Consider the following 12,509-nt stretch of genomic DNA (forward strand, 5'->3'; position numbering starts at 1 on the left):
TAAATGAGCGGGCAGACTGGCGCGCATGCGAAGTTCCCGCCGTGGGGGTCCGCCGCGTACCGCGCGCGGTGCGTCCGCCCCGCCCCGCCCGCGCGTCCGGTGGCCGCGCAGCCTGGCCGGGCAGCTGTTCGCCGTGCAGGCGGTGCTGGTCGGCGTGGCGGTGGCGGGGTGCCTGGTCTTCGCGTACGTGAACGCCGGGCGGCAGGCGCGGGAGACCGCGCGGCGGCAGACGGCGGCGGTGGCCGCCGCGGTCGCCGACGCGCCGGCGGTGGCGCGGGCGGTGCGCTCGGCCGACCCGACGGCGGAGCTCCAGCCGTACACCGAGCGGCTGCGGCGGGACGCCGGGGTCGACTTCATTGTGGTCATGGACACGGCAGGAAAGCGGTGGACCCACCCCGAGCCGTCCGCCATCGGCCGCACCTACCTCGGCCGGACCGCCCAAGCGCTGGCCGGACAGACCTTCACCGAGACCCACCGCGGCCGGCTCGGCCAGTCCGTGCGGGTGATCACGCCGGTCCGGGACGCGGAGCACGGCGGGCGCATCGTCGCCCTGGTCAGCTGCGGCATCACGGTCGAGACGATCAGCGACGGGCTGCGGCGGGAGGCGATGACGCTGGCCGCCGTCGCGGCCGGGGCCCTCGCGCTGGGCGGCCTCGGCACCTACCTCGTCAACGCGCGCCTGCGGCGGCACACCCACGGCATGAACGCCGCCGAACTGAGCCGGCTGCACGACTACCACGAGGCGGCGCTGCACGCGGTGCGCGAGGGGCTGCTGATGCTGGACGGGCAGCGGCGGGTGGCGCTCGTCAACGACGCGGCGCGCGAGCTGCTCGGCCTGCGCGGGGAGCCGGTCGGCCGGCCGGTCGACGCGCTGGGCCTGCCGGACGGCCTCACCGCCACCCTGCTCTCCCCCGCCCCGCACACCGACGAACTCCACCTCACCGACGACCGGGTGCTGATCGTCAACACCTCGCCGGTCTCCGGCGGTGAGCGGCGCGGCACGGTCGTCACCCTGCGCGACCACACGGAACTCCAGGCGCTCTCCGGCGAGCTGGACTCCGTACGCGGTGTCACCCGCGCCCTGCGCTCCCAGGCGCACGAGGCCGCCAACCGGCTGCACACCGTCGTCTCCCTGGTCGAACTGGGCCGTACGGAACAGGCCGTGGAGTTCGCCACCGCCGAACTGGAACTCGCCCAGGCGCTCACCGACCAGGTCGTCGGCGCGGTCGCCGAGCCCGTGCTCGCCGCGCTCCTGCTGGGCAAGGCGGCCCAGGCCAACGAGCACGGCGTCGAGCTGGTCCTCACCCCGGACAGCCGCATCGACGACGGCGTCCTGCCCGCCGCGCTGCCGCCGCGCGACCTGGTGACGGTCCTCGGCAACCTCCTGGACAACGCCATCGAGGCGGCGCCCGAGGGCACCCGCGTGCGGGTCACGGCGCTGGCCGACGGCGGGGAACTGCTGCTGCGGGTGGCGGACGGCGGGGACGGGTTCCGGGGCGTGGAGGACGCCGAGGACGTGTTCCGGTGGGGGTGGAGCACGAAGGAGGGCGGGGGCCGGGGGCTCGGGCTGGCGCTCGTACGGCAGACCGTGCGCCGGCACGGCGGGACCGTACGGGTGGGCGCGTCCCCGGAGGGCGGCGCCGAGTTCACGGTGCGGCTCCCGCTGCGGGCGGCGGACGCCGCGGCCGGCACGACCGCCACGGCCGGACCGGGCGGTGCCGGGTGAACGACTCCCGCACCGATCCCGGACAGCCGCCCCTGCGCGTGCTGGTCGTCGAGGACGACCCCGTGGCGGCGGACGCCCACGCGCTCTACGTGGGCCGGGTGCCGGGCTTCGCCGTGTCCGGGACCGTGCGCTCGGTCGCCGGTGCCCGCCGGCACCTGGACCGGCACACCGTCGATCTGCTCCTGCTGGACCTCTACCTGCCGGACGGCCACGGCCTGGCGTTCGTACGGTCGTTGCGCGCCACCGGGCACGCCGCCGACGTCATCGCCGTCACCTCGGCGCGGGACCTGGCCGTCGTACGGGAGGGCGTCTCGCTCGGCGTCGTGCAGTACGTGCTCAAGCCGTTCACGTTCGCCACGCTGCGCGACCGGCTGCTGCGGTACGCGGCCTTCCGCGCCGCGGCCGGGGAGGCGAGCGGCCAGGACGAGGTGGACCGGGCCATCGCGGCGCTGCGCTCGCCGCAGCCCGCCGCGCTGCCCAAGGGGCTGACCGCGGCGACCCTGCGCGTGGTGACCGACGCGCTGCGCGCCGCACCCGGCGGTCTCAGTGCCGCCGCGGCGGCCGACGCGATCGGCATCTCCCGTATCACGGCCCGCCGTTATCTCGAACACCTCGTCGAGACGGGCCGCGCGGCGCGCGCCCCGCAGTACGGCCAGGTGGGCCGCCCCGAATTGCGCTACCGCTGGTCGGGGCATTGACCTCCGTTTTGCCCCTGACTTACGGTCACCGGGCAGCTCGCCGTGCCCACTTGGAGGTCATGCCGTGCGCCGCATCGCTCCGATGGCTCTGCTCACCGCCGCCGTGCTGGCCGCCGGCACGCTCACCGCCTGCGGCGACGGCTCCGGAGGCGACAGGAACACCCTCAAGGTCGCCTTCCCCAAGGACACCAACAACAAGGTGACGGTCCGGGACGACTACGTCGAACTGGTGGCCCGCGCGTTCGAGAAGGCCAACCCCGGCAAGAAGGTCAAGCTGATCCCGATCCAGGCGTCGGAGAACGACTACTACGCCAAGATCCAGCAGATGATGCGCTCCCCGAAGACCGCCCCCGACCTGGTCTACGAGGACACCTTCCTGATCAACTCGGACATCGCGGCCGGGCTGCTGCGCCCGCTGGACCCGTACCTCGCGAAGTGGGCGGACTGGAAGCAGTTCGAACCGGCCGCGAAGGCCGCCGCGCGGGGGCAGGACGGCAGGACGTACGGCGTGCCGGACGGCACGGACACCCGCGGCCTGTGGTTCAACAAGAAGATCTTCAAGAAGGCGGGACTGCCGCAGGACTGGCGGCCGAGAACCTGGGACGAGGTACTGGCCGCGGCCCGCACCATCAAGCGCAAGGTGCCCGGCGTCATCCCGCTGAACGTCTTCACCGGCAAGGGCGCGGGCGAGGCCGCCGTGATGCAGGGCTTCGAGATGCTGCTGTACGGCACGGGCCAGGACCAGCTCTACGACCCGGCGACGAAGAAGTGGGTCACCGGCACCAAGGGCTTCCGGGACAGCCTGGAATTCCTGCGCACCGTGTACGGGGAGAAGCTGGGCCCCGACGTGTCCGACGCGCTCAGCCCCAACATCCAGACCAATGTCGCCACCGAGCTGATGCCGGAGCAGAAGCTGGCCATCAACCTCGACGGTTCGTGGCTCGGCCAGCAGTGGCAGCCCAAGGGCGGCGGGAAGCCGTGGCCCGAGTGGCCGACGGTGCTGGGCCGGGCGGCGTTCCCCACCCAGCACGGCGCGGCGCCGGGCAAGGTGAGCCTGGCGGGCGGCTGGACCTGGTCGGTGCCGCGACAGTCGCAGCGCCCGGACCTCGCCTGGAAGCTGATCGAGACGTTCCAGACGAAGCACAACGCGGTGGAGTGGTGCGTGCGCGGCGCGCAGATCGCGGTGCGCAAGGACGTGGCCGCCGACCCCGCGTACCTGAAGTCCCTGCCGGGCATCGACTTCTTCACCGGCCTGGTGAAGATCAGCCGGTACCGGCCCGCGCTGCCCGTCTACCCCAAGGTCTCGGCGGCGATCGGCGAGGCGATGGAGGCGGTCACCTCCGGTGACGCGTCGCCGCAGCAGGCCGCCGACGCCTACGACGAGCAGCTGAAATCCATCGTGGACGGCCGGACGGTCGCCAAGCCATGACCCGCGCCGCCACGGCCGCGTACGGTACGGCGGGCCGCGGCGCCCGGCCCCGCCGCCGGGCCCGGGCCCTGCTGCGCTGGTCGCCGCTCGCCCCCGCGACCGTTCTGCTGCTCCTCTTCCTCGCCGGGCCGATCGGCTACTGCGTCTACATCGCGTTCACCGACATGCAGCTGACCGGCCAGGAGTCCACCTCCTTCGTGGGCCTGGCCAACTTCCGGCGCGCGTTCGGCGATCCGGCGTTCCTGAACGCCGTGGTCCTGACGCTGGTCTTCACCCTGGTCTCGTCGATCCTGGGCCAGAACACGCTGGGCCTGGCGCTCGCCGCGCTGATGCGGCGCGCCTCCCGGCCCGTACGCACCCTGACCGGCGCGGTCGTCCTCACCGCCTGGGTACTGCCGGAGATCGTCGCGGGCTTTCTGCTGTACACGTTCTTCGAGCGGCGCGGCACGCTCAACGCGGTCCTGGAATGGCTCCACCTGCCCACGCAGAACTGGCTGTTCACCCTGCCCATCCTGGCCGTGTCGTTCGCCAACGTCTGGCGCGGCACGGCCTTCTCGATGCTGATCTACTCGGCCGCGCTCGCCGAGATCCCCCAGGAGGTCACCGAGTCCGCCGCGGTGGACGGCGCGAGCGGCCGGCAGCGGCTGTGGCACATCACGCTGCCCATGATCCGCCGCTCCATCGGCACGAATCTGATGCTCAACACCCTCCAGACGCTGTCCGTCTTCGGGCTGATCTGGGCCATGACGCGCGGCGGCCCCGGCAGCCGGAGCCAGACGCTGCCGGTGTTCATGTACGACCAGGCGTTCCTGAAGTCGCTGATCGGGTACGGCACCGCCGTCGCCCTGCTGCTGCTCGTGGTGGGCGCCCTGTTCTCCGTCGTCTACCTGCGCCTGCTGCGCGAGGAGGTGTGACACGGTGCCCGCACCGGCCGCCCGGCCCCTGCTGACCCGCCGTGCCCGGCACCGCCTCGCGGCCGACGCGGCGCTGCTCGCCGTCACCGCCGCGTTCGCGGTGCCGCTCGCCTGGCTGGTGCTGTCCTCGTTCGACACCGAGGCGAACCTGCGGGTGAAGGTGCCGGGATCGCCGTCGCTGGACAACTTCTCGGCGGTCCTGACGGACGAGATCACCTTCACGCCGATGCTCAACAGTCTGCTGCTGTGCGGCGGCGCCACCGCCCTGACGGTGGCCTGCGCGGCCCTGGCGGCCTACCCGCTGTCCCGCTACCGCTCCCGGTTCAGCCGCCCGTACCTGCTCACCATCCTGTTCTCCACCTGCCTGCCGATCACCGCGATCATGGTTCCGGTGTACGCGCTGTTCGTCCGGGTCAACCTGATCGACACGCTCTACGGCACCGCGCTGTTCCTCGCGACCGCCCAGCTCCCGTTCGCCATCTGGCTGATGAAGAACTTCATGGACGGCATCCCCCGGGTGCTGGAGGAGGCCGCCTGGACCGACGGCGCGTCGTGGTTCCAGGCACTGTGGCGGGTGATCCTGCCGCTGATGGGCCCGGGGGTCACGGTCGTGACGATCTACACCTTCGCCATCATGTGGGGCAACTTCTTCGTGCCCTTCCTGCTGCTCCTGTCCCCCGAGCAACTGCCCGCCTCCGTCAGCATCTTCACCTTCTTCGGCAACTACGGCGCCATCGCCTTCGGCCAGCTCGCGGCCTTCTCGATCCTGTACTCGACGCCGGTCGTCCTGCTGTACGTGCTGATCTCGCGGCGGCTGGGCGGCGGGTTCGCGCTGGGCGGCGCGGTCAAGGGCTGACGCCACGGCCGGTCATCTCCCCGGGAGGACCCATGAGACCGAGACCCTTCGCAGTGCTCCGTTCCCTGGCCGTCCTGCTGATCGCCCTGGCCGCCGCGCCACCGGCCGCGGCCGCTCCTGGGGGCGCCCCGTCCAGTACGGCCGCCCCTACCGCGATCCGCGGCGGCAACGTCCTCCACAGCGCGGCGGGCCGCTGCACCGTCGGCTTCAACGCCACCAAGGCGGGCACGTACTACGCGCTGCTGGCGGGGCGTTGCGTGGGCGGCGCCAAGGACTGGTACGCCGACGCGGCCCGTACCGTCCACGTCGGTGTGACCGAGGCGGTGCGCTTCCCCGGCACCGACTACGCCGTGATCCGCTACACCAATCCGGCCGTCTCGTACCCCGGCGAGATCGACATCGGCGGCAGCCACCTGGACGTCACCGGTGCGGCGCAGCCCGCCGTGGGGCAGACGGTGTGCCTGCCCGGTTCCACGCCGGCCGTCCACTGCGGACCGGTCCGCGCCCTGAACGTGAGCGTCAGCCACCCCGAGGGCACGGTGACCGGGCTCGTCCAGGCCGCCGCCTGTGCCGAGCCGGGCGCGGTGGGCCGGCCCGCCGTCTCCGGCAGGACCGCGATCGGCATCCTCATCGGCGGCAGCGGCTCCTGCGCGTCCGGCGGCACCGCATACCTCCAGCCGGTCCTCCCGGCGTTGCGCGCCTTCGGCCTGACCCTGCACTGAGCGGACCGTTCCGCACCCGTCCCCGCGGGTGCGGGCGCGGTTCTCACTTGCAGTACCAGTCCGCCGGCACGCCCCGCGCCGTCTGCGCCCAGTGGCCCTTCCGGCTCAGCTCGCAGATCATCCTGGCCGCCTCTTCGACACTGACGTACCACTCGCGGATCGTGCCGTCCGCGCCGCCGCTGACCAGCGCCCGGCCGTCGGGCCAGTACGACAGTGACAGCACGCCGCCGGTGTGCCCGGTGAGCACGGCCGTCGTGCTGCGCGCGGCCACGTCCCACAGACGTACGGTGTCGTCGTCCCCGCCCGAGGCCAGGGTGCCGTCGCGGCTGAACGCCAGCGAGGTGACGCTGCTGGCGTGGCCGCGCAGCGTGCCGGCCTGCCGGCGCCCCGGCACGTCCCACAGCAGGATGTCGTGGTCCGTGCCGGACGTGGCCAGGGTCTTCCCGTCCGGGGAGAAGGCGGCGGCGAAGATGGGGAACGAGCGGCCGGTGAAGCGGGCGGTCTCTTCGAGGGTGGCCGCGTCCCGCAGCCGTACGGTACCCCGGTTCCCGGCGTTCTCGGTGATCGCCAGCGTCCGGCCGTCCGGCGCGAAGGTGACGGTGGACCCGCCGCCCGCCAGCTTGCGCTCGGCCACCCGGCGGTGTCCGGCCACGTCCCACAGGAACAGGTTGTGGTCGTCCCCGACACTGGCCAGTTTGGAGCCGTCCGGCGAGAAGGCCGCCTGCCGCACGGTGTTGGTGTGCCCGCGCAGGGTGGCGAGCAGCCGGCCGGTACGCGTCTGCCACAGCCGGATCGTGCGGTCGGCGTGCACGGAGGCGACGACGTCGCCCTTCGGCGAGAACACCAGCCCGGTGATCAGCCCGTGCGGCGCGGCGAGCGTCCGCAACGGCCGCGGCCGGTCGGCCGACCACAGCGTCAGCTCGCCGCCCGCGGCGGCGATGGTCCGGCCGTCCGGGGACACCGCGACCGAGGTGATCCCGCTCTGCCGGCCGCCGACCGTCTCCGGGCCGTCGCGGGTGGCGCGCCACAGCCGGACGGTGCCCGTGTCGTCGTCCGAGGGCGCGGCCAGGGCCGAGCCGTCCGGCGCGTACGACAGCGCGCTCGCCGATTCCACGCGGGCGGTGAACTTCTCGCGCGCGTGGCGGGAGTTCACGTCCCACAGCCGGACGATGCCGTCGTAGCTGGCCACGGCGAGGGTGGGGCGGGCCGGCGCCCAGGCCAGGGCGCTGATCCGGTCGGCCGTGCCGGTGAGTTCGCCGGCGGCGCGGCGCCCGGCGACGTCCCAGAGCCGGACCGTACGGTCCCCGCCCCCGCTGGCGAGGGTGTGGCTGTCGCTGCTGAAGGCGAGTGCGTACACCGGCTGGAGGTGGCCGGTGAGCCTGGCGAGCGGCCGGTGGGTGCGCGCGTCCCACAGCCGGACCGTGCGGTCCTCGCCGGCCGAGGCCAGCACCTTTCCGTCCGGCGAGAAGGCCACCGCCGTCACGTTGCCGGAGTGTCCGGCGAGGTCGGCGACCGGACGCCGGGTGGCCACGTCCCACAGCCGGACCGCGTTGCCGGTGCTGCCGGAGGCCAGGGTGCGGCCGTCGGGGGAGAAGGACAGTGACACCACCCGGCCCACCGGGCCGGTCAGCACGGCGAGCTGGCGGCGGTGCACGACGTCCCACAGGCGTACGGTGCTGTCGTCCCCGGCGGTCGCCAGGATCCGGCCGTCCGGGCTGAAGGCGAGCGCGTAGACCGGGCCGACGTGGCCGATGAGGGTGCCGAGCATGTGGTTGGTGGTGGTGTCCCACAGTTTGACCGTGCGGTCCACCGAACCGGTGGCCAGCGTACGGCCGTCCCGGCTGAAGGCCACCGCGTTCACGGCGCCGGTGTGCTCGGTGAACTGGTTGGCGCGGTAGGCGGCGTAGGCGCTGAGCAGGCTGCCGCGGGCCTCGGCCGTCGGCGCCTGCCGGTAGCCGTACAGCGCGGTCAGCGCCGCCGCCTGGGGCTGCTCCCGGCGCAGCTCGCCGGCCTCCGCCGCGTACTGGCGGGACACCGCGATCCGGCGCTGCGCCTCGGCGTCCGCCTGCTGCTGGAAGGCGAGGCCCGCCGCGATCAGGGCGAGCACGAGGAGGGCGCCGAGCGTCGCGGTCAGCCAGCGCGCGCGCCGGCCCCGCCGCCGGTCGGCGCGGGTCGCGCTGTGCAGGAAGTCCGCCTCCAGGGCGTTGAGGGCGGAGCCGTGCGCGCGGGCCCAGGACTGCGCGCCGGCCAGCTGCGCGCCCCGGTACAGCGCGCCGGCGTCCCGGCCCAGTTCGTGCCACGCCTCGGCGGCGGCGGTGAGCCTGCGGTGGGTCCGCAGGGCCTCCCGGTCCTCGTCGAGCCAGTGCCGCAGCCGGGGCCAGGCGCGGATGACGGCCTCGTGGGCGACCTCGACCGTGCTGTCGGACAGCACGATCAGCCGGGCGTCGGCCAGCTTGCGCAGCAGCCCGTCGATCTCGTGCGGGTCGGCCAGGCCGTCCAGTTCGCGGCGGAAGAGGCGGCGCCGGGTGTCCTCGGTGCCCTCGCCGAGCGCCGTCAGCCGCAGGAACACCGCCCGCATGACGTTGCGCTGCGCGGGCGCGGCCTCGTCGTACATCCGCTCGGCGGTCTGCGCGACGGCGCCGCGCATCCCGCCGGTGGCACGGTAGTCCGCCAGCCGCAGGGTGTCGTCGCGGCGGCGGTGCCACGCCTCCCGCATCGCGTGCCCGACCAGCGGCAGCGCGCCCGGCTGCCCGGCCGCCTCGGCGAGCACCGTCTCCAGCAGGTCCGCGTCCACCTGGACGCCGCGGCGCACGGCGGGCTCGGCGATGATGTCGCGCAGCTCGGCGCGGCTGGGCGGCCCGACGGGCAGCTGGGCAGCGGAGCGGAGCACGGCGACCAGCCCGGGGTGGGTGAAGCAGCGGGCGTAGAAGTCGGCCCGGATGCCGACGGCGACCCGGATGCGCCGGTCGCCGGAGCGGGCCAAGTCGGCCACGGCGCCGAGGAACGCGGTGCGTTCGGCCTCGTCGGCGCAGAGCGTGAAGACCTCCTCGAACTGGTCGATGACCAGCAGGGCCCGGGAGGCGTCGGACCGCCCGGCCAGCCAGGTGCGCAGGGCCAGGTCGAGGGCGGCGGGGTCCTCGTCCATGCGGCGGCGCAGGGTGGCGGCATGAGTGTCGGGGGACTCGGGGGCGGGGGCGTCGGGGGCGGGGGCGTCGGGGGCGGGCTGCCGCGGTTCGGGGCCGGGGGCGGGAACCGGCCGGGACGCAGCGGCGGGATCTGGCCGGGATGCAGCGGGGGCATCGGGCGGGGGCTCGGGAGCGCGGGCCCCGCCCTCCTCCACCGCCTCCACCGCCCCCACCGCCCTGGCCGCGTCCCCGGTCGCCGGTACCGTGTCGGCCCCCGCTCCCTCGCCGCCCCGCGGGTCCGGGCCCGTCACCAGGCGGGCCACCGCGGCCGCGAGAGCGGCGAGCGGCCGGGGGCCCGGGGTCAGCAGCGCCGGGTGCCAGTGCGCGCCGAGGTGGGGCAGCAGCCCGGCGCGCAGCAGTGAGGACTTGCCGCTGCCGGAGGCGCCGAAGACGACGGTCAGCGTGTGCTGTTCGACGCGCCCGGACAGCTCCTTGGTCAGCGTCGCGCGCCCGAAGTACTCGGCGGCGTTCGCCGCTTCGAAGGCGGCCAGGCCCGGATACGGGCAGCGCGACGTGCCCGGCCCGTCCTCGCCGGCCCCGGCGGCGGCCCGCCACCGCGCCTCCCACTCGGCCCGGTCCCCGCCGCACGCCTGGGCGTAGGCCAGGACGACGTCCAGCGTCGCCAGCCGTTCGCCCTTGGCCGCCTCCGCCAGCGTGCTGGCCGAATAGTGCGCCGTCTTGGCGAGCGTGCGGTAGCTCGGTGTCCCGGCCCGCTCCCGCAACTGCCGTAGTTCCCAGGCCAGCCGCTCCACCGGCCCGGCCTCCGGGTCCACCGGCCGTTCCGGCCGTCCCAGCCGGGGCTTGTTCTGCCCTGCCCCTGCTATGTACGCCACCTTCTTCCGCGCCCCGTGGCCGCCCCCACGGCCCGGTTCACCATTGTCCGGCTTGTTTGTCGCGGACGAGCCGTACTTTCGGACAACTCTGCGGCGTCGCAGAGTCGTGGTCTCCGGCGCCGTCGGGTGGCAAAACGGGGGTGGCGCGAGTGCGCGTGTCCTCGCGCCGTGGCTCCCGGCGCGCCGGACCGCGTCCGCGGCCGTCGTTTCGTACGACTTCGCGTCCTGTATCTCCGCACCATGGGTGCGCCGCTGTACGGGATCCGGGCGGCGGCGGGAGCGCCGAGGAGCCGGGCCATGCCGGACGAGCCTTCCTCGATGGCATCCTGGAGACGTTCTGGGCCCGGACCGGAGGGGGTGAGCCCGGTGGCCCCGAGTCCCGCCGGCCCTGAGGGCTTCGACGGCGCGCGCGGCCCCGTCAAGGACGTGGACTTCTGGTTCGATCCGGTCTGTCCGTATTCCTGGATCGCCGCGCGGTGGATACGGGAAGTGGCGCGGGTCCGCCCGGTCCGCGTCCGCCTGCGGCTGATGAGCCTTCAGGTGCTCAACGAGGGCCGGGAGGCCAACCCGGAGGACCCGGACGGCGAGTGGGACGCCTACCTGTGGGCGCCGGTGCGGGCCTGTGCCGCCGTGGAACAGCGGTACGGCCAGGCGGCCCTGGACCGCTTCTCCCTCGCCCTCGGTGTCCGGCTGCACCACCGGGGCGAGTGGGACGGGATCGAGCGCGCGCTCTCGGACGTGGGGCTGCCGCGCGAGGTGGCCGAAACGGTGTGGACGGCGGAGTACGACGCGGTGATCCGGGCCTCGCACGCGCGCGCCGTCGCCCTGGTGGGCGAGGATGTCGGTACGCCGGTCGTCGCCGTGGACGGCGTGGCCTTCTTCGGGCCGGTGGTCTCCCCCGTACCCCTGGGCGAGACGGCGGGACGGCTGTGGGACGGTGCCCTGAAGACGGCTTCCGTGCCCGGCTTCCACGAGCTGCGCCGACCGGCCGCCCCCGCACCGGACTTCGGGCCCGAGCCGGACATCGGGCCCGCACCGGACGCCGGTCCCGGGCCGGCCGTCCGAAGCCCCGACCGGCGGCGCTCCCCGGGCTCGGACCCGGGGCTTCACATCGGCCATAAGTCGGACGTCCGTCCCTCCACGGGATGACGGGCCGTTCGCGGGTGGGACTTCCGGCCGGTCCGGCTTTCGGCACTTCGGGCTGAGGTGCGCGGCACCCCGCACGATCAAGAATGGGACAGCACCGCACGTCCGGCTCCCGGGGCCTCCCCGGGAGCCGTGCGTCCGTCCGGGGCCCGGTGCCCCGTCGCATCCGCCCGTCCCCGTTCCAGGAGTTTCCCCGTGTCCCACGCGGCCGCCTTTCCCGCCCCCGCCCCGACTACGGCCGTCGCCGCCCGCGCCACCGACCTGAGCAAGGTCTACGGGCAGGGTGAGACCCGTGTGGTCGCGCTGGACCATGTGTCCGTCGAGTTCGGCCGGGCCCGCTTCACCGCGATCATGGGCCCGTCCGGGTCCGGGAAGTCCACCCTCATGCACTGCATGGCCGGACTGGACTCCATATCCTCCGGCTCCGCGCGGATCGGTGACACCGAGCTGAACGGGCTGAACGACAAGCACCTGACCCGGCTGCGCCGCGACAAGATCGGCTTCATCTTCCAGGCGTTCAACCTGCTGCCCACCCTGACCGCGCTGGAGAACATCACGCTGCCGATGGACATCGCCGGCCGCAAGCCCGACCGGCAGTGGCTGGAAAAGGTCATCCAGACCGTCGGCCTGTCCGGACGGCTCAAGCACCGCCCCGGCCAGCTCTCCGGCGGCCAGCAGCAGCGCGTCGCGGTGGCCCGCGCCCTGGCCTCCCAGCCCGAGATCATCTTCGCCGACGAGCCCACCGGCAACCTCGACTCCCGTTCCGGCGCCGAAGTCCTGGGCTTCCTGCGCGAATCGGTACGGGCGATGGACCAGACGATCGTCATGGTCACCCACGACCCGGTCGCCGCCGCCCACGCCGACCGCGTCGTCTTCCTCGCCGACGGCCGCATCGTCGAGGAGCTGTACGAGCCGACCGCGGACGCCGTCCTGGACCGGATGCGGCTGTTCGACGCCAAGAACCGCACGAGCTGACGCCCGCCGCCCCCCACCCCAGGAC

8 protein-coding genes and 1 pseudogene are annotated in these 12,509 nt (G+C 74.1%); 8 read left to right on the forward strand and 1 reads right to left on the reverse strand.

The features are described from left to right. The first annotated feature begins 25 nt into the window (after positions 1-25). From CP973_RS32420 to CP973_RS32445, 6 genes are all read left to right on the forward strand, one after another. A complete protein-coding gene (locus CP973_RS32420) occupies positions 26-1,726 on the forward strand; it encodes a sensor histidine kinase (protein WP_244410161.1) in 1,701 nt (566 codons plus the stop codon). After that, a complete protein-coding gene (locus CP973_RS32425; protein WP_208853338.1) occupies positions 1,723-2,424 on the forward strand; it encodes a response regulator in 702 nt (233 codons plus the stop codon). The genes CP973_RS32420 and CP973_RS32425 overlap by 4 nt, the downstream gene beginning before the upstream one ends. A 64-nt stretch (positions 2,425-2,488) precedes the next feature. Further along, complete coding sequence (locus CP973_RS32430) at positions 2,489-3,853, forward strand: extracellular solute-binding protein (protein ID WP_150247385.1); 1,365 nt, start codon at positions 2,489-2,491, stop codon at positions 3,851-3,853. Further along, positions 3,850-4,767 (forward strand): carbohydrate ABC transporter permease, encoded by a 918-nt coding sequence (locus CP973_RS32435; RefSeq protein ID WP_208853339.1) that lies wholly within the window; start codon positions 3,850-3,852, stop codon positions 4,765-4,767. Before CP973_RS32430 ends, CP973_RS32435 begins: the two co-directional genes overlap by 4 nt. A gap of 4 nt (positions 4,768-4,771) precedes the next feature. Further along, complete coding sequence (locus CP973_RS32440; protein WP_150247386.1) at positions 4,772-5,623, forward strand: carbohydrate ABC transporter permease; 852 nt, start codon at positions 4,772-4,774, stop codon at positions 5,621-5,623. 32 nt (positions 5,624-5,655) lie between these two features. After that, positions 5,656-6,345 (forward strand): S1 family peptidase, encoded by a 690-nt coding sequence (locus tag CP973_RS32445; protein WP_150247387.1) that lies wholly within the window; start codon positions 5,656-5,658, stop codon positions 6,343-6,345. 43 nt (positions 6,346-6,388) lie between these two features. Here the strand turns inward: CP973_RS32445 and CP973_RS32450 are convergent, their stop codons facing one another. Next, a complete protein-coding gene (locus CP973_RS32450) occupies positions 6,389-10,363 on the reverse strand; it encodes an nSTAND1 domain-containing NTPase (protein ID WP_150247388.1) in 3,975 nt (1,324 codons plus the stop codon). Between the two features lie 357 nt (positions 10,364-10,720). Here CP973_RS32450 and CP973_RS32455 point away from each other — a divergent pair. Next, positions 10,721-11,374, forward strand: a pseudogene (locus tag CP973_RS32455) (mycothiol-dependent nitroreductase Rv2466c family protein); the annotation flags it as partial. A gap of 330 nt (positions 11,375-11,704) precedes the next feature. After that, positions 11,705-12,484, forward strand: a complete 780-nt coding sequence (locus CP973_RS32460) for an ABC transporter ATP-binding protein (RefSeq protein ID WP_150247389.1) — start codon at positions 11,705-11,707, stop codon at positions 12,482-12,484. Positions 12,485-12,509: the final 25 nt, after the last annotated feature.

Origin of the sequence: Streptomyces albofaciens JCM 4342 (assembly GCF_008634025.1) — a bacterium.
GTDB lineage: Bacteria > Actinomycetota > Actinomycetes > Streptomycetales > Streptomycetaceae > Streptomyces > Streptomyces albofaciens.